Origin of the sequence: Rhodococcus gannanensis (assembly GCF_042681175.1) — a bacterium.
Taxonomy (GTDB): domain Bacteria; phylum Actinomycetota; class Actinomycetes; order Mycobacteriales; family Mycobacteriaceae; genus Rhodococcus_G; species Rhodococcus_G gannanensis.
Window position 1 is genome coordinate 465,702 of the sequence record NZ_JBHUFB010000020.1, and the last position, 17,209, is coordinate 482,910.

At 70.2% G+C, this 17,209-nt stretch carries 13 protein-coding genes and 1 pseudogene; 6 read left to right on the top strand and 8 right to left on the bottom strand.

Translation table 11 applies throughout. From position 1 onward, the window contains the following. A pseudogene (locus ACFSJG_RS22925) lies at nt 1-607 on the top strand (Ig-like domain-containing protein); the annotation flags it as partial. Between the two features lie 90 nt (nt 608-697). On the opposite strand, the gene ACFSJG_RS22930 reads toward ACFSJG_RS22925, so the two are convergent. Next, nucleotides 698-1,525 (bottom strand): alpha/beta fold hydrolase, encoded by an 828-nt coding sequence (locus ACFSJG_RS22930; RefSeq protein WP_378487530.1) that lies wholly within the window; start codon nt 1,523-1,525, stop codon nt 698-700. 57 nt (nt 1,526-1,582) lie between these two features. After that, nucleotides 1,583-2,218 (bottom strand): TetR/AcrR family transcriptional regulator, encoded by a 636-nt coding sequence (locus ACFSJG_RS22935; protein ID WP_378487531.1) that lies wholly within the window; start codon nt 2,216-2,218, stop codon nt 1,583-1,585. A 163-nt stretch (nt 2,219-2,381) separates the two neighbouring features. On the opposite strand from ACFSJG_RS22935, the gene ACFSJG_RS22940 reads away from it, so the two are divergent. Together ACFSJG_RS22940 and ACFSJG_RS22945 are read left to right on the top strand one after the other, a co-directional pair. After that, the gene (locus ACFSJG_RS22940; RefSeq protein ID WP_378487532.1) at nt 2,382-3,344 is read left to right on the top strand and encodes a TauD/TfdA dioxygenase family protein; all 963 of its coding nucleotides are present in this window, start codon (nt 2,382-2,384) and stop codon (nt 3,342-3,344) included. 68 nt (nt 3,345-3,412) lie between these two features. Then, nucleotides 3,413-4,441: a tocopherol cyclase family protein gene (locus ACFSJG_RS22945; RefSeq protein ID WP_378487533.1), complete on the top strand. Its 1,029-nt coding sequence runs from the start codon at nt 3,413-3,415 to the stop codon at nt 4,439-4,441. 59 nt (nt 4,442-4,500) lie between these two features. Here ACFSJG_RS22945 and rsgA read toward each other — a convergent pair whose 3' ends face one another. Then, nucleotides 4,501-5,607 carry a ribosome small subunit-dependent GTPase A gene (gene rsgA, locus ACFSJG_RS22950; protein ID WP_378487534.1) on the bottom strand — a complete coding sequence of 369 codons (1,107 nt, stop codon included), beginning with the start codon at nt 5,605-5,607 and terminating at the stop codon, nt 4,501-4,503. A 312-nt stretch (nt 5,608-5,919) separates the two neighbouring features. On the opposite strand from rsgA, the gene ACFSJG_RS22955 reads away from it, so the two are divergent. After that, nucleotides 5,920-6,777, top strand: coding sequence for a class II glutamine amidotransferase (locus ACFSJG_RS22955; protein ID WP_378487535.1), 858 nt, complete (start codon nt 5,920-5,922; stop codon nt 6,775-6,777). A gap of 52 nt (nt 6,778-6,829) precedes the next feature. On the opposite strand, the gene ACFSJG_RS22960 is transcribed toward ACFSJG_RS22955, so the two are convergent. From ACFSJG_RS22960 to ACFSJG_RS22980, 5 genes are all read right to left on the bottom strand, one after another. After that, nucleotides 6,830-8,479: a dipeptide ABC transporter ATP-binding protein gene (locus ACFSJG_RS22960; RefSeq protein WP_378487536.1), complete on the bottom strand. Its 1,650-nt coding sequence runs from the start codon at nt 8,477-8,479 to the stop codon at nt 6,830-6,832. 132 nt (nt 8,480-8,611) lie between these two features. Then, on the bottom strand, nt 8,612-9,499 hold the full coding sequence (locus ACFSJG_RS22965) for an ABC transporter permease (protein ID WP_378487537.1): 888 nt from the start codon (nt 9,497-9,499) through the stop codon (nt 8,612-8,614). A 2-nt stretch (nt 9,500-9,501) separates the two neighbouring features. Beyond that, nucleotides 9,502-10,461: an ABC transporter permease gene (locus ACFSJG_RS22970; RefSeq protein ID WP_378487538.1), complete on the bottom strand. Its 960-nt coding sequence runs from the start codon at nt 10,459-10,461 to the stop codon at nt 9,502-9,504. 19 nt (nt 10,462-10,480) lie between these two features. Beyond that, on the bottom strand, nt 10,481-12,079 hold the full coding sequence (locus ACFSJG_RS22975) for an ABC transporter substrate-binding protein (protein ID WP_378487539.1): 1,599 nt from the start codon (nt 12,077-12,079) through the stop codon (nt 10,481-10,483). After that, nucleotides 12,076-13,356, bottom strand: coding sequence for an ROK family transcriptional regulator (locus tag ACFSJG_RS22980; RefSeq protein WP_378487540.1), 1,281 nt, complete (start codon nt 13,354-13,356; stop codon nt 12,076-12,078). The genes ACFSJG_RS22975 and ACFSJG_RS22980 overlap by 4 nt, the downstream gene beginning before the upstream one ends. Nucleotides 13,357-13,879: 523 nt before the next feature. On the opposite strand from ACFSJG_RS22980, the gene ACFSJG_RS22985 reads away from it, so the two are divergent. Further along, nucleotides 13,880-14,824, top strand: coding sequence for a TauD/TfdA dioxygenase family protein (locus ACFSJG_RS22985; protein ID WP_378487541.1), 945 nt, complete (start codon nt 13,880-13,882; stop codon nt 14,822-14,824). Beyond that, nucleotides 14,824-17,133, top strand: a complete 2,310-nt coding sequence (locus ACFSJG_RS22990; protein ID WP_378487542.1) for an arylsulfatase — start codon at nt 14,824-14,826, stop codon at nt 17,131-17,133. Before ACFSJG_RS22985 ends, ACFSJG_RS22990 begins: the two co-directional genes overlap by 1 nt. Nucleotides 17,134-17,209 lie beyond the last annotated feature (76 nt).

The following is a 17,209-nucleotide window of genomic DNA, read 5'->3' on the forward strand; positions in this document are numbered from 1 at the left end:
CACCCCGGCACCGACCGCACCCGGCGCACCCACCAACCTGGTCGCCACCCCGGCCACCGTCACCGCAGGCAGCACCGTCACCATCACCGGCAAGGCCGACGCAGGCACCGACGTCACCGTCACCGCCGGCAGCAAGACCTGCACCACCGTCGCCGACAACAACGGCAACTTCGCCTGCGACATCACCACCGACACCGCAGGCGCCCTCACCGTGACCGCGGTCGCCGCCAACAACATCGGCACCAGCCCCGCCTCCGCACCGATCACCGTCGACGTGACCGAGGTTCCGTCCGGCAGCGCTGTGATCACCGTGGCCCCGGCCTCGCTGGTCGCGGGGACCGAGGCGACGATCACGGTCACCGGCGCCGATGCGGGTGCTCCCGTAACGGTCAAGGTCGGCACCACGACGGTGTGCACCACCACCGTCGCGGAGAACGGCACCGCGACCTGCCAGTGGATCCCGGCCGAGGGTGGCCAGACGCTGACCGCCGAGGTCGTGGTCGACGGCAACGCGATGACCGTCACCAAGGACGTCACCGTCGCGCCTGCGGGCACCCCGGGTGACGGCGACGGCGCCGGATCGGTCGCCAGCCTGTTCGCGTCGTAATCCGGACCTGACCGCACACTGAAACAACAGGGGAAGGGCCCCACCGGAGAAATCCGGTGGGGCCCTTCCCCCGTGTGCGCCAGGCGGAGGTCAGCCCAGTCCGTCGACGAACGCGCTCACCTCGGCAACGAACCGCTCCGGGTCCTCCACGAACGGTCCGTGGTCGACGCCGTCCCAGATGGATGCGGTGGCGTTCGGAATCAGTTCTGCTGCATGCCGTCCCGCGGACACGTCGACGACGCGATCCACGGTGCCGTGGATGACGAGCGCCGGGACGTCGAGGGCGGCGAGGACGTCGTCGTGCGCGACCTCACGACCGAACAGGGCGGCACGCACCCGCGGCGGCGTCGACAGGCTCGCACCGAACAGTGCCTGCGACTGTGCGCCGACGCCCTCGGTCTCACCGGTCAGCGCGTTCCCGAAGCTGCCGAGTGCCTTGATTGCCTCGCGCGGGTTCTCCGACAGCGCGCCCGGCATGGCCTCGCGCATCGACGACCCGACCCGACCGCCCTTCTGCCCGCGCCCGATGCTCGTGATCGCGCCGACGAGGACGATCCCGGCGACCGCATCGGTGCCGCATTCGGCCAGGTAGTCGGCGATCACGAGCCCGCCGTACGACCAGCCGACGAGAACGGCGTCATGCTCGACGCCCTCCGCGGCGAGGATCGCGGCGACGTCGCCGGCCCAGATCTTCGAGTCGTCGTAGCCCGACTCCGGTGCGCCCGAGTACCCGTGTCCACGCAGGTCGACGGCGATCACCCGGTATCGCGCGGCGAGCGCGTCGAGGACGCCCGCGCCCCAGCAGTTCATCGACTGCGCCCAGCCGTGCAGCAGCACCAGGGGCTGCCCACCCTCGGGTCCGGTGACGCGGTAGACGAGCGAGGTGCCGTCGATGCCGAATGCTTCGCGAAGTGCCATGCCGCCACCGTAGGCGCTGCGCTCCCCCTGCCGAAGCCCGGCCCGGGGACCGTCCGGTCACGGATGCCGCGGTGACCGTGCGCGCAGCATCCCCTCCCAGGCGTCGACGTACATCTCGAGCTCGCTCGGTGTCGGTGCCGTCCCGGTGCGGTCGTAGCGGGCCAGGGTGCGCAGTGCGCTCTCGTAGACCATCCGGATGCGGACGCCGCGCACGTGTTCGGGGATTCCGGGCAGCGCCGCGCGGAGCGCCTCGTCGACGATGTGCGCGCTCGCTGTCAGCGACGGGTCCGCCGTGGCGAACGCGTCGGCCAGGATGCCTGCGTCGAGCAGCCGGTCGAGCAGGCCGACGTAGTGAAATCCGTTCTCCAGACACGACACCAGTGGTCGCAGCAGCGCCCACAGGGCGTCCCGTGTCGAGAGCCCGCCCGGCACCGCCGTCATGAGCGCGGTGCGCTCCGCGCTGATGGCCGGGAGTCGATGTTCGAAGATCGCCCGCAGCAGGTCCTCCTTGGTGCCGAAGTAGTAGCGGATCACCGACGCGTTGCCCTGCCGCGCCGCACCGCGGATGTCGGCGAGGGTGACGCCCTCGTAGCCGCTGGCGGCGAACAGCCGCTCCGCCGTCTCGATCAGCAGTACGCGGGTCTGCTCGCCGGAGATGTAGCGGCCGCGCCGCGCCGTTGGGAGGGTCACCATGACGCCTTCCCTATCGGACCCGAGTGCTCTCGGTCAACGAATTCACGCAGCCCGATCCGATCGGTTCCCGAATTAACACCACCCGCTTACTTTCGTCGTCATCAGCGCATCGGAGCGGCACCGACCCGGTTCCACCCGACCCACATTCATCCGAGGAGAAGCCTTGACCACCACCGAGATTCGACCGGACACTGCCGAGGGCATCTACGCCGCAGGCGGCATCACGGTCAGCAAGCTGGGCGAGAACATCGGCGCCCTGATCGAGGGCGTCCAGACGGGCGGCGACATCTCCGCCGAGACCGCGTACGCGATCCGCTACGCCCTCGCCGCGCACAAGGTCGTCGTTTTCCGCGGACAGCACCACCTCACCGACGAGATCCAGTACGACTTCGCCCGCACCCTCGGTTCGCCGACGACCACCCACCCGACGCTGACGTCCGCGGACAACCGCACCCTGGTCATCGAAGGCGCCGCCAACAGCTGGCACACCGACGTCACCTTCATCGACCGCATCCCGAAGGCGTCGATCCTGCGTGCGGTCAACATTCCGCCCTACGGCGGCGCCACCACCTGGGCGTCCACCACCGCCGCCTACGACCAGCTTCCCGCCCCGCTGAAGGCGCTCGTCGACAACCTCTGGGCCGTGCACAGCAACGAGTACGACTACGCGGGAGTGCACGCGGACCGGGCCGCCTCCGCTGCCCGCGACGAGCGGATGAAGGAGTTCACCCGCCTGGTCTTCGAGACCGAGCACCCCGTCGTCCGCGTGCACCCCGAGACCGGCGAGAAGAGCCTGCTCGTCGGGCATTTCGTGAAGAACTTCGTCGGTCTCAAGAACGACGAGTCCGCGGCACTCTTCCAGCTGCTGCAGAACCGGATCACCCGCCTGGAGAACACCCTGCGCTGGGCGTGGACCCCCGGCGACCTCGTCATCTGGGACAACCGCGCCACCCAGCACTACGGCATCGCCGACTACGGGACGCACAAGCGCAGCGTGCACCGGGTGACCCTCGCCGGCGACGTTCCGGTCTCGGTGGACGGTGCCACCAGCCGCATCCGCACCGGCGACGCCTCGCACTTCTCCGTCGTCGACGTCCCGGACCGCTTCCCCGGCTTCGCGTCCTGACCCCCGTTCACCGACCGGCGCTCGCGCGCACTCTGCCGGAGTGCGCGCGAGCGCCTACCGTTGTGTCCATGCCGAGCCTGCTCGCCGCATACCGCCGGACGGGAGCCGACCTCCCGTTGGGTGATCCGCGCCGCGCGCACGACGTCGCGATGGAGGGCTACTTCTGGCGCTTCACCCGCCCGGACGGCGCCGTGGTGGTGGCGCTGTGCGGCGTGAACCGCTCCCCCACCGGGCACTGGGCGACACTCGGCCTGATCGCGCACCCGAGCGGTTTCGTCCGCACCGTCGCGCACCCCGTCGCGGGTGCCGACGAGGTCGTGTTCGGCGCGACCGCCGGCGACGCATTCACGGCCGATCCCCGTCACGTACGGATGGACCTCGGGCCGGACGCCCTCCTCGACGTCACCGTCGCCGACCCGACACCCTGGCCGCATCGGACGTTCGGCGGTTCCAGCGTCTTTCACGCCGTCCCGGCACTGAATCAGTACTGGCATCCGTGGCTGCTCGGCGGCCGCGCAGTCGGGTCCACAGTCGTCGGCGACGAGCGAATCGACCTGACCGGTTCCCAGGTGTACGCCGAGAAGAACTGGGGCAAGGGCGGATTCCCCGACTCCTGGTGGTGGGGGCAGGCGCACGGGTTCGACGATCCGGACGCCTGCGTCGCCTTCGCGGGCGGCGAGGTGACGGCCGGACCGCTCCGCGCGGAGGTCACCTCACTGATCGTCCGACTGCCCGGCGGCCGAGTACTGCGACTGTGTCCGCCGGTGGCGCTGGTCCGCGCGACGGTCACCGACGAGACCTGGTCCCTGCGTGCGCGCAGCGCACGGTGGAGCGTCGAGGTCGATGCGAGCGGGCCGCTCGGGAACGCGCACGTTCTGCCTGTGCCGCTGCCGGCCGAACGCCGCAACATCGCAGGCGCGATCGAACACCTCGGCGGACGGATGGAGGTGCGGGTCCGCCGCGACGGCCGCGAGTGGTGGGCCGGGACGAGCGTCGTCGCCGGGCTCGAGCACGGCGGTCTGGACCGTGCGCAGGCCGAAGTCGTCCGGCGGGGCGAGCATCCTGACGCAGTGGATGCCCGCCCCTTCACCTCCTGACTGCCGCCGCCTGTGCGCCTTCTTGGTAGTGGGAGCTACCAGAAGTGCGCACAGAGACGTCACCCCTTGAAGTTCGGGCCCTGTTTCATGGACCGGATCAGGCGTGAGACCTGCTTCCTCGGCCGCTCCAGCTCGGCGCGCAGGCGGGCGTCCGTCCGGGCCGCGGCATGTGCGTTCTCCCGCTGCAACCGGTGGTAGCTGTCGAGGCGACGGCTGGTCAGGCGCCCCTCTTCGACAGCCGCCAGGACGGCGCAGCCCGGCTCCGCGACGTGCGCGCAGTCGGCGAAACGACACTCCTCGGCGAGGTCGGTGATCTCGGCGAAGGTCTGGCCCAGACCCTCCTCGACGTCGTGTAGTCCCACGCCGCGCAGGCCGGGGGTGTCCAGCAGGACGCCGCCGTGAGGCAGGGGCAGGAGCTCACGCCACACGGTGGTGTGCCTGCCCTTGCCGTCGCTCGCCCGCACCGCGCCGGTCTCGAGGAGGTCCTCGCCCAGCAGACGGTTGCCCAGTGTGGACTTGCCCGCACCCGACGGACCGAGAAGGACGACCGTCCCGGACACGGCGGCGACGAGGTCGTCCAGTCCGTCACCCGTGGCGGCGCTGGTGACCAGGACCTGCGCCCCCGGCGCCACCGCGACCACCTCGGCCGCCGCCGAGCCGGGGTCGGCGCACCGGTCGGCCTTGGTGAGCACCACCACCGGTACGGCACCGCTTTCCCAGGCGAGAGCCAGCATCCGCTCGATCCGCCCGTGCCGGACCGGGTCCGCGAGGGACACGACCACCGCGACGGTATCGACGTTCGCGGCCAGGACCTGGCTGTCCGAACTGCGCGACGCGCTGGAACGAACGACGGCGGTCCGCCGCTCCAGGACCTCCACGACGGCGGCGGAGTCGGTCGCGGTGGCCGGCCGGACCGCCACCCAGTCACCGGTGCACGGCGTCAGTCGGTCCTCGGCGCACGACCGTGGATCGACCACCGCCCGCACCGTTCCGGATTCGGTGACGACCTGGCACCGGCCACGTTCGGCACGCACGATCCGGCCGGGAATCAGCCCGGACGCCCGGTGGTCGGTGAAGGAACGATCGCGCTCGTCGTCCCAGCCGAAGTCGGTGAGAGTCGTTGTGTTTTCAGGAGAAACGTGCTCGGAAGCAGGGTTGTGAAACATGTCGGAGACCTTTGTGAAGGGGTCCCGTGCGACGCACGCTCCACCGAGGACTCCGGAGAGTCCGAGAACGGTCGGCGTTGATCAGGACGAGACCCGGGAGAGGGGGATGAATCGGGCGCTGCACACGGCAGCCGTCGCCACGACAGTCATCGACCCACCTCGTTCGGTCTCGAGAGCATGACCCCGATGGTCACCACTGAAACCACGCTAACAGCCTCGGCAACCGATTTTCCGGCCGTCGCGGCGGACCGTTGCCCGGCTGGATCCCGCGCCCGAGATGCACCGGCAGAGGCCCGCTCCTACCGTGGAGGCATGTGCCGGCTGTTCGCTATGTCCAGTGCTCCGGACCGGGTGCGCGCCACGTTCTGGCTGCTCGACGCCTCCGACAGCCTCGCCGTGCAGAGCAGGCGCGAACCGGACGGCACCGGCCTCGGCACCTTCACCGCGAGCGGTGAGCCCCTGATCGAGAAGCAGCCGACGGCCGCCTACCGGGATCCGGCGTTCGCGACGGAGGCCCGCGAACGGGAGTCGACGACCTTCGTCGCGCACATCCGCTACGCGTCGACCGGCGGACTCACCGACGCCAACACCCACCCGTTCACCCAACGCGGTCGGATCTTCGCACACAACGGCGTCCTCGAGGACCTGCCGAAGCTGGACGCCGAGCTCGGGCCGTACCGCTCACTCGTCCACGGCGACACCGACTCCGAACGCCTGTTCGCGCTGATCACGAAGTACGTCGAGGCCCGCGGCGACGTCACCGCAGGCATCGGCGACGCACTCCGGTGGGTGGCCGACGAGGTGCCGGTGCTCGCCGCGAACCTGGTGCTGACCACCGCGACCGAGATGTGGGCGGTGCGCTACCCCGACACCCACGAACTGTTCGTCCTCGAACGCGGGCGCGACAACGGCCGCCACCTGGAACACGCGAGCGCGGCAGGCACCGTCCGCGTCCGGTCCGGGGACCTCGCGGCGGCACCCGCCGTCGTCGTGGCCAGCGAACCGATGGACGAGAACCCCGGCTGGACTCCCCTGGCATCGGGCGAACTGCTGCACGTCGCGGAAGACCTGACCGTCACCCGCGAGACCGTCGTCGACCACCCTCCCGCGCGCCCGCTGACCATGGCGGACCTGAGCGCGACCGCCGCAGCGTCGCAGGCGGGCCGCTGAAACCTCGGCCGTCACCGCAGCCGTCTCAGCCGACCGCTCGAGAATCGTCGGCTCAGCCGACCGCCGACAGCGCCACCGACTCCCCCTCGCGACGCCGACGCTGCACCTCGGGATCCGGCGCGGGTACCGCCGCCAGCAGTCCGCGCGTGTACTCGTCGCGGGGACGGCCGAACACATCCGCGGTGGGACCGCTCTCGACGACCGCGCCGTGGCGGAGCACCGCCACCCGATCGGCGACCTGGTGCACCACCGCGAGGTCGTGGCTGATGAACAGGCACGCGAAGCGGTACTCCTCCCGCAGGTCGGCGAACAACTCCAGCACCTCCGCCTGCACCGACACGTCGAGGGCGCTGGTGGGTTCGTCGGCGACGAGCAGTCGCGGCGCGAGGGCCAGGGCCCGTGCCAGCGCGACCCGCTGTCGCTGTCCACCGGACAGTTCCGACGGCCGACGGTCGGCGAACGCCCGCGGCAGCCGCACCGAGTCGAGCAGCTCCTCGACGCGGGCCCGCAGCAACGCGCCGGAGGCCGCGCGGTGCACCACGAGGGGCTCTCCGATCGAGTCGGCGATGCTCCGCCGCGGGTCGAGTGACGCCGCCGGGTCCTGGTGCACGAGCGCCATGCCGCGGCGCAGGGCGCGCAGGTCGCGCGCGGACACCGTCGTCAGGTCGGTGCCGTCGAAGGCGACCGTGCCGGACGTGGCCTTCACGACACCGAGCGCGGTACGACCGAGAGTGGTCTTGCCGGAACCGGATTCGCCGACCAGGCCGAGCACCTCGCCCGCCGCGACGTCGAGGCTCACCGAGTGCAGCGCATGGAACTCCTTGTTGCCCAGCCGGGCCGGGTAGACCACGTCGAGCTCGCGGATCGCGAGGACCGGCGCCCCTTCCGACGCCTCGGCCACCGGAACATCGCCCTCACCGTCGGGAAGGCGCGGCACCGCAGCCAGCAGTTGCTTCGTGTACCGCTCCCGCGGCGCGGCGAACAGGTCGTGGACGCCGCGCTCCTCGACGAGCTTTCCGTGGCGCAGCACGACGACCCGCTCGGCGATGTCCGCGACCACGCCCATGTTGTGGGTGATCAGCAGGATCGCGGTGCCCCGCTCGTCACGCAGCGTTCGGAGCAGCGTCAGGATCTCCGCCTGCACCGTCACGTCGAGGGCGGTCGTCGGCTCGTCCGCGATGAGCAGGTCCGGGTTCCCGGACAGCGCCAGGGCGATCACCACCCGCTGCTTCTGCCCGCCGGACAGCTGGTGCGGATACCAGTCGACGCGCAGTTCCGGGTCGGGAATCTCCACCAGCCGCAACAGCTCCACGGCGCGAGCGCGAGCGTCGGCGCGGGAGATCCTGCCGTGCGCCCGGAGCGCCTGCGCGATCTGCCAGCCCACCTTCTGCACCGGGTTCAGCGCCGTCTGCGGCTCCTGGAAGACCATCGCGGCTCGCGTCCCGCGCAGTCGCGCGAGCTCGGGTTCCGCGGCGCCGACGATCTGGTCGCCGCCGAGCCGAACGGACCCGGTGGCCGCGGCACCGTCGGGGAGCAGTCCCAGCACGGCCTTCGCGGTCATCGACTTGCCGGACCCCGATTCGCCGACCAGCGCGACGATCTCGCCGGCCGCGACGGCCAGGTCGAGCTCGGTGACCACCGGTTCGGCGTCCGGGCCGAACCGAATGGTGAGGTTCTCGATGTCGAGGATCTTCTCGGTCATCGTCGTGTACTCCTGTCGGGCGGTGCGTCCGCTGCCTTCCCCGTGGGCGCAATGTCACATTCGGTGCGTCCAACGCGCACGATGTGACATTCGCCCACCGTCGGGAGTGGTCGGGGCGGACATGGGGTGGGATCAGGTGCGGCGGGCGGACCCGAGGGCCTGGGCGATCAGCAGGAAGCCGAGCACCAGCGCCGCGATGACGACGAGCGGGCCGATCGCGAACATGGGGTTGGCGTCGAGGTTGGGGACGGCGTCGGCGACGATCGACCCGAGCGACGGCTCCGGTGGCCGCACCCCGATGCCGATGAAGCTCATCGCGGACTCGACGAACACCGCGACCGACATCGACAGCGCCAGCTGCACCGCCAGCGGTTCGGACGCGTTGGGCAGCACGTGGGTCCGCAGCGTCCACCAGCGGGACGCACCGATCACCTCGGCGGCCTCCACGTACGGCAGCTCCCGGATCCGGAGCACCTGGGTGCGGACGGTACGGCCGAACATCGGGATCTCGGCGACGACGATGACGATGCCGACGGTCAGCGCGCCCGGTCCGACGATCGCGGCCAGCGCGATCGCCAGGATCAGCGCCGGAAATGCGAGCACCACGTCGAACAGTCGCTGGGCGACGACGTCCGCCGCCGGGTGCAGCGTGGAGACCAGGCCGAGCAGCGACCCGACGAGCGCGCCGATCGGCACCGCGATCAGGATGATCTGCAGGTTGATCCGAATACCGTGCAGGACGCGGGAGTACACGTCCCGGTTGACCTCGTCGGTGCCGAACCAGTGCTCCGCGCTCGGCCCGAGGAGGTTGGCGCCCGGGATCTGGAGGTTCGGGTCGAACGGCGCGAGCCAGTGCGCCAACAGCCCGGCGAGCGTGACGCCCGCGACCAGCAGCACACCGACGAGTCCCTGCCCGCGAGTAAGCGCGGTGACCACCGGCCGTCGCCGGCGGGGCGGGTCGGGAAGCGCCCGACCCGGTGCGATGACCTCGGCGAGGGCACCGGTTTCCGTTCCGGTCACGCTCACGACTGTCCTCCGATCCGGATCCGCGGATCCAGGTACGCGTGTGCGACGTCCGTCGCGAGTTGGACGATCACGAACACCGACACCGCGATCAGCAGCAGCACCTGCACCACGGGGTAGTCGCGACGGCTGATGCCCTGCTCGATCAGTTGCCCGATGCCGGGCCACGCGAAGATGGCCTCGACGAGGACGGCGCCGCCGAGCAGCTGACCGGTCTGCAGTCCGAGGATGGTGAGCATCGTCGGCAGTGCGTTGCGGAGTGCGCTGCGCGTCACCAGGTTCCACCGGGACACCCCGAGCGCCCGGGCCGTGAGGATGTACGGCTGCCGCATCTCGGTGCGCAGCGCCTCGGTGAGGAACCGGGTGAGCGCGGCCGCGACCGGTAGGCCGAGGCAGACGGTCGGCAGCGCCAGGTACTGCACGGAGATGTCGGGCCTGGCCCAGAACCCGTCCGGTGGGACGCCGCCGGCCGGGAGCAGTGGCAGCAGCACCGCGAACAGCAGGACGAGCAACACCCCCGTGACGAAAGTCGGCAGCGCGACTGCGAGCGTGTTGAACGCGCCGACCAGTCCGGTCAGCCACCGGGTCGGCCAGACCACGACCGCGACCGACAGCACCAGACTGACCACGAGCGCCAGCACGAGGGCCGCCGCGGTGAGGACCACCGTGTTCAGCAGGGCGTCCCCGACGAGATCGGCGATCTGGCCGCCGAGGACGTACGACCGACCGAGGTCGAACGTCAGCACTCCCCCGATCCAGGCGATGTACTGGGCCGGGATCGAGCGGTCGAGTCCCAGTGAGTGCCGCACGGCAGCAATCGATTCCGGTGACGCATCCGGTCCCGCGAGCGTGGTCGCCGGATCGCCCGGGACGAGCCGGAGGACGAAGAAGATCAGCAACGAGGCCAGCACGAGGACCGCGACTGCGGACGGCACCCGATGCACGAGATAACGCACCACGGCGGTCTCCTTTCTCGGGTCAGGCCAGGTAGGTGTTCGTGAGCTGGATCTCGGACCGCTTCGTCCACCCGACGTCCTGCACGGCCGCCGCGGCGGCGTACTGGTTGTAGATGACGCCGACCTCGATCAGGAAGAGGTTCTCGAGCAACTGGTCGCTGACCGCGCCGTACGCGTCGACCGCCTGGTCGCTGAAGCCGTCCGGCACCTGCCAGGCCGCGTCCGCCGCGGCAACGTACGCGGGGCTGTCGAAGCGAGACGCGTTCTTGCGGGCGTTGAACGGGTACGCACTGACCGTCAGCGTCGACGGGACGTACTGCGCCCAGGAGTGGAACGTCACCCACAGCCCCGGGAACTGCGCACCGATGAGGTTCTTGACGAAGGACGCGTACTCCTGAGGATCGAGCGTCGTCGGAATCCCGATCTCGGCGAGGTTCGCCTGGACGATCTGCGCCGTCGCCTCGTAGAACGGGTTGCCCGCGCCGTAGGAGAGTGTCAGGTTCGGCACCGCGACACCGGATTCCGCGAGGACCTGCTTGGCCTTCGCGACATCCCTCTTGTACGTGGCGTTGCGGGACTCGTCGTAGGCCGGCGACGACTTCGGCCACGGCAGGTTCACCGGGTATCCCGAGCTGCGGAACACCTCGCTCACGATGCGATCCCGGTCCAGTGCGTGCGCGATCGCCTTCCGGACCCGCACGTCGGACAACGCGGGATTGGTGACGTTGGTTCCCACGTACACGCCGAGCTCTGCACCTTCGAGCGGAATTGCCTGGTATCCGGCCGTCTTCCCGATCGTCTCGATGTCGCGGTAGTTGAGGCCGTTGACGATCTGCACCTGACCGGACTTCAGCGAGCTCAACAGCGCCTGGGCGTCGGGGATGATCGACACCTCGACACGGTCGAGGTACGGCCGCTCCGGGATCCAGTAGTTCTCGTTTCGCTCGAACGTCAGCGACGTACTCGGCACCCGAGCGGTCAGCTTGAAGGGACCGGTGCCGATGAACGCCTCGCCCGCCGTCAGCTTGTCGATGGTCTCGCTGTCGAGGATCGGGACGGTGTCGAGCAGGTCGAAGACGTTGCCCAGCGGATGCGCGAACGTCAGGACCAGACGGTGCGGGTCGGAGGTGTCGAAGCCGGTGATCGCGGCGGCGGTGCTCCGCAGCTGCGCGGTCCACTTGGGGTCCGCGTAGGTGCGGATCGAGAACTCGGCGTCCTTCGAGGTGAAGGGGCGCCCGCTGTGGAAGGTGACGTCGTCACGCAGGTCGAGAGCGAGCGAGAGACCGTCGGGAGCGAGTGTCCACCCGGTCGCCAGTCGCGGCTGCGGCTCGACCTTGTCGTGCGGGTACGAGATCAGGCTGTCGTAGGCGAGGCCGATGACCGTCGTCGCGCCGGACGTGTTCGTCAGGAACGTCGCCGGCAGGACGTCCTCGCCGATTCCGGCCTTGAGGGTGCCTCCGCGCACCGGTTCCGCCGCCCCGGTTGCGGCGGCGCTCTGCTCTCCGACCGCGGACGAGCAGGCACCGAGCAGGCCGGTCCCGAGTACCGCGACAGCGGTCAGTCCGGCGCCGCGGAAGAAGGTGCGCCGGTCGAGGGCCACGTGAAGAGATGTCTTGCTCACTGAACGGAAGTCCTTCGAATAGAGGTGAGTGGATCGGAGTGGAGGGAGCTGAGCGAGACGACTCCCGCGGCGAACTCCTGGACTCGGTTACCGAATCCGGTGATGCGAATGTCCTTGCGCGCCAGCCGCGACGTCTTCGAGAACGCCTCCGCGACGTGCGGTACGCCCGCCGGGTACTCGGTGAACGCCTGACCGCCGAGGATGACGCGGTCCGGGTTGAACAGGTCGTGCAGCATCGCCGCGGTCCGGCCGAGCACGCGAGCCCGTTCGACCAGCAACTCGTGCGCGGCGAGGGAACCGGCCGCCGCGGCGCGGTAGACGCCCGCGATGCCGCCGTCGCGCGAGTCGACGATGCCCGCGTCGACGGCCGCATCGGTGACGGCGCGATCGCTGACGGTCGCCTCGAGGCAACCCCGGGCACCGCACACGCAGACGGCGTCCGAGCCGGTGGGAAGGTGGGCGATCGAGCCGGGTCCGCTCGAGGGCGTGTGCACGCGGCCGTCGAGTGTCAGTGCGACTCCGGCTGTTTCGCGGGTGTAGAAGTACAGGCTGGTGCCGGTGGCGGCACCGTCGCCGGGCCGTTGCGGCGCCAGCAGCAGTTCGGACGCGGCCATCGCCTCGACGTGCCCGGCAACGGAGACCGGCAGTCCCAGCCCCCCGCCGATGACATCGCCGACCGGGGCGTCGGACCAACCCAGCCTCGGGTGATCGACGCGTCCCGAGGCGGCGTCGACCCGGCCACCGAGCGCGACCCCCACCCACAGCGGGCGCCGCCGGTGCCAACGCCCGAGGAACAACCGCGCACTACGGGTGATCTGCGCCAGCGCGAGTTCCTGCGGACCGGGCGGGGTCGGGATCTCGACGGCGCCGAGGATGCGTCCCCGCAGGTCGCTGGCGACGATTCCGGTGACCGCTGCTCCGATGTGGACACCGACCGTGAGGTACGGCTCGTGGTTGACCTCGAACGGCACCCGCGGCCGGCCGACGACACCGGATGCGGTGAGATCCGCTCGTTCCCGGAGCAAGCCCTCCCCGAGCAGTGCCGCGACCTGACGGTTGACGGTGGCCGTGCTCAGCCCGGTGGCCTTCGCGGCGATGTCACGGGAGATGGGTCCCTGTGCGCACGCCACCCGGAACACCGCCGCGGCGGGCACGTCGGAGATCCGCAGCTGCGGGGGCACGACCAGGGCGGACGCGGCGGGGCGGCGAGCGGCCCCGCGCACGGCGCGGCGAGCGGTCGAACGGGGGGACGTCGAGGTCAGGGCGGTGATGGTCACACGGGTTCCTTGCGCTTCGTCCCTGGCGGGACATGCCTACACGGTGGAGGAACGCTGCCGGAAGATGGGTCCGAGCCGTCGCCCGCGAGGGCACCCCGGAGTCAGGGGGTGCGGAACGGGGTCGACACCGACGCGTCCGACTCCCGACGGGAGACGGACGTGCGGAGGAGAGGCAGCGCGATCAGCTACAGATACCGCGGAGGGAACAACAGAGTTCCCGCGCAAGAGGCAGGCGAGAGCCCAGTGCGGCGGTCACATACGTGACCCGCATCGGGGTGGGCCGGCCGGAAGTCATGGCGACAACGTAGCACCCACGCCAATGTCCGGACAAGCGGGGAGATTCCCACGAATTCTCCTGGGGCGGAGGGGAAATAGGTATCGCATTTCCCGAGATTCACGGGGAAATGTTTCCCGCGGAACGGGGGTAAACGAATCACGGTGACCGAAAACCTGGGCACCGCGCCGCCGGGCCGGTTGCATGATTCCGCAGCGACAGCCCCATCGCGACGACGAAAGGTCTTCCATGTCCATCGATTTCGCAGCCGGTACGAGCGAGACCGGCACGCCGACGGTCACCAGGCTCGGCGCCCACATCGGCGCCCGTATCGACGGCGTCACCCTCGGCGGCGACCTGGACCCGGCCGGCGTGGCCCTGATCCGCAAGGCCCTCCTCGAGCACAAGGTGATCTTCTTCCGCGGCCAGCACCACCTGACCGAGGAGACGCAGTACGAGTTCGCACGGCTGATCGGCGAGCCGACCACCGCGCACCCGACCGTCACCTCCAAGGGCGAGAAGATCCTGCCGATCGACTCCGAGTACGGCCGCGCCAACAGCTGGCACACCGATGTCACCTTCGTCGACCGCATCCCGAAGGCGTCCATCCTGCGCGCGGAGGTGCTCCCCTCCTACGGCGGCTCGACGACGTGGGCGTCGACGACCGCCGCGTACGAGTCGCTGCCGGAGCCGCTCAAGGCCCTGGTGGAGAACCTGTGGGCCACCCACACGAACGTCTACGACTACACCTCGCAGACGACCGCGGAGCTGAACGCGAACACCGAGGAATACCGTCGCGAGTTCCAGTCGACGTACTACGAGACGCAGCATCCCGTGGTCCGCGTGCACCCGGAGACCGGCGAACGGACCCTGCTGCTCGGCCACTTCGTCAAGAACTTCGTCGGCCTCGGCACCACCGAGTCCCAGGCACTGTTCCAGCTGCTGCAGGCCCGCGTCACCAAGCTCGAGCACACCACCCGCTGGAACTGGGAAGCGGGCGACGTCGCGATCTGGGACAACCGCGCCACCCAGCACTACGCGATCGACGACTACGACGGCCAGCGCAGGCGTCTGACCCGGATCACCCTCGCCGGCGACGTGCCGGTCGACATTCACGGCGAACGCAGCCGCATCGTCTCCGGCGACGCCTCGCACTTCTCGTCCGTCGACAACCCCGCGCTGATCGAGGCCTGATGACCGTCCCTCCGCACGCCCGAGGATACGAGGGCTTCGCCGGCCACGTCGGCCGCACGGTCGACGACTCGACGCCTTCCTGGAGCGAAACAATCTCGGCCGCACCGGGATCCCCGAACATCGTCGTCGTCGTCATCGACGACATGGGGTACAGCGACATCGGCCCGTTCGGCTCCGAGATCGACACCCCCAACCTGGACCGCCTGGCCGCCTCCGGCGTGCGGTTGACGAACTACCACACCACCCCGCTGTGCTCACCGTCGCGCGCGGCGCTGCTCACCGGGGTGAATCCGCACCGCGCCGGCTACGGCTTCGTCGCCAACGCCGACCCCGGCTTCCCCGGGCTGCGGCTGGAGCTGTCCGACGACACCCAGACGCTCCCCGAGATCCTGCGCGCGGGCGGCTACGCGACGTACGCGGTCGGCAAGTGGCACCTGGTGCGGGACGCGAACATCCGCCCCGGAGCGGACCGCGACTCGTGGCCCACACAACGCGGGTTCGACCGCTACTACGGGTCGCTGGAAGGCCTGAACTCCTTCTTCCATCCCAACCAGCTGGTGTCGGACAACTCCGCCGTCGACGTCGACGAGTACCCGGAGGGCTACTACCTCACCGACGATCTCACCGACAAGGCCGTGACGTACCTGAAGGACCTGCGGGCCCACGAACCCGACAAGCCGTTCTTCCTGTACTTCGCGCACGTCGCGATGCACGGTCCGCTGCAGGCGAAGGACTCGGACGTCGACAAGTACCGCGGCAGGTACGCGCAGGGCTGGGACACGGTGCGGGAGAACCGCTTCGCGTCGCAGCTCGCGCAGGGCCTGTTCCCCCCGGGAACCCAGGCGGCACCGAGCAACTCCGAACCGGGCTACGACGTCCCCGCGTGGGATTCGCTGACCGACGACCAGCGGCGGCGCTTCGCGCGGTACATGGAGGTGTACGCGGCGATGGTCGACTCGGTCGACCAGTCCGTCGGCCGCGTCCTCGACACGATCGAAGAACTCGGCGAACTCGACAACACCATCGTCGTGTTCACCTCCGACAACGGCGGCACCGCCGAGGGCGGCGCCGAAGGCACCCGCAGCTACTTCGCGGAGTTCGCGCACGTCCCGGACCCGGACTGGGAGCGGGACGTCCCGCACGACGAGTCGCTGATCGGGTCGGCGAAGCTCGGCGTGCACTACCCGCGTGGCTGGGGACAGGCGTCGAACACGCCGTTCCGCTTCTACAAGGGACAGTCGTTCGCGGGTGGCGTCCGGGTGCCGTTCGTGCTGTCGTGGCCGGCGGGTCTGCGCAGGGAGTCCGGGGACAACGGCGTCCGGGACCAGTTCGCGTACGTCACCGACCTCGCCCCGACGCTGCTCACCCTCGCCGGTGTGGACGTACCCACCGAGCGCAAGGGCCTGCCCGTCAAGACCTTCGACGGCGTGGACGCTTCGGCACTGCTCCGCGACCCGGCAGCGGTGAGCGCGCACACCGAGCAGTACACCGAGATGGTCGGCAACCGCGGCTTCTACCGGGACGGCTGGAAACTGCTGGCGCTCCATCCCGGCGCGAACGTCGATGCCCCGCAGTGGCAGCTGTTCGACGTGCGCACCGACCCGACCGAGATCCGCGACGTCGCGGATCTGCATCCGGAGAAGGTCGCGGAACTCGCTGCCGCCTGGGACGATTCGGCCTGGGCGAACACGGTCTTCCCGCTCGTCACGCCGACTGCGTTGTTCACCCGCAGGCCCGCCGAACAGGCACTGGCCCGCCCGGTGCGCATCCTGCCCGGCACGCCAACGCTTGAGCGGTACCGGTCGTCGAAGCTGATCGCGTTCCGGGACTTCGACATTCGTGTCGACCTGGACGGTTTCGAACCCGGCGCGGAAGGTGTCCTCGTCGCGCACGGCGATCCGCAGGGCGGCTACCTGCTGTACGTCGAGGACGGGCACCTGATGTTCGGCGTCAACAGCTACGGCCGGTACACCGCCGTCGACGCCGGACCGCTGCCGCCGGGCGCCCGGGTCGTCGAGGTGTCCACGGTCGTGGCCCCACGACTGCGGTGGGACTTCACGATCCGCGTCGACGGCGAGGACGTCGCGCAGTTGCTCGGGCAGGTGCAGCTCGTCGGCATGGCGCCGTGGACCGGCATCTCGGTCGGCGTCGACGCCCGCGGACCGGTGTCGTGGGAACTGCGTGAACGCCGTGGGCCGTTCCGGTACACGGGCCGCCTGAGGTCGGTGACCTACTCCCCCGGCCCCGTCGGCGTCCCACCCGCCGCGGTTCGGGCGATCGAACGCGAAGCCGAGTTCGCCGCCGATTAGGCGCCTGCGGCACCCTGTGCGCGTTTTTGGTAGTGGGAGCTACCAGAAACGCGCACGGGCGCCGGAGGCGCATAGG

What these genes read in the sequence shown, in the direction of transcription:
- ACFSJG_RS22930 (WP_378487530.1), bottom strand. Translation starts at nt 1,525, where the DNA reads ATGGCACTTCGCGAAGCATTCGGCATCGACGGCACCTCGCTCGTCTAC.
- ACFSJG_RS22935 (WP_378487531.1), bottom strand. Translation starts at nt 2,218, where the DNA reads ATGGTGACCCTCCCAACGGCGCGGCGCGGCCGCTACATCTCCGGCGAG.
- ACFSJG_RS22945 (WP_378487533.1), top strand. Translation starts at nt 3,413, where the DNA reads ATGCCGAGCCTGCTCGCCGCATACCGCCGGACGGGAGCCGACCTCCCG.
- rsgA (WP_378487534.1), bottom strand. Translation starts at nt 5,607, where the DNA reads ATGTTTCACAACCCTGCTTCCGAGCACGTTTCTCCTGAAAACACAACG.
- ACFSJG_RS22955 (WP_378487535.1), top strand. Translation starts at nt 5,920, where the DNA reads ATGTGCCGGCTGTTCGCTATGTCCAGTGCTCCGGACCGGGTGCGCGCC.
- ACFSJG_RS22960 (WP_378487536.1), bottom strand. Translation starts at nt 8,479, where the DNA reads ATGACCGAGAAGATCCTCGACATCGAGAACCTCACCATTCGGTTCGGC.
- ACFSJG_RS22985 (WP_378487541.1), top strand. Translation starts at nt 13,880, where the DNA reads ATGTCCATCGATTTCGCAGCCGGTACGAGCGAGACCGGCACGCCGACG.
- ACFSJG_RS22990 (WP_378487542.1), top strand. Translation starts at nt 14,824, where the DNA reads ATGACCGTCCCTCCGCACGCCCGAGGATACGAGGGCTTCGCCGGCCAC.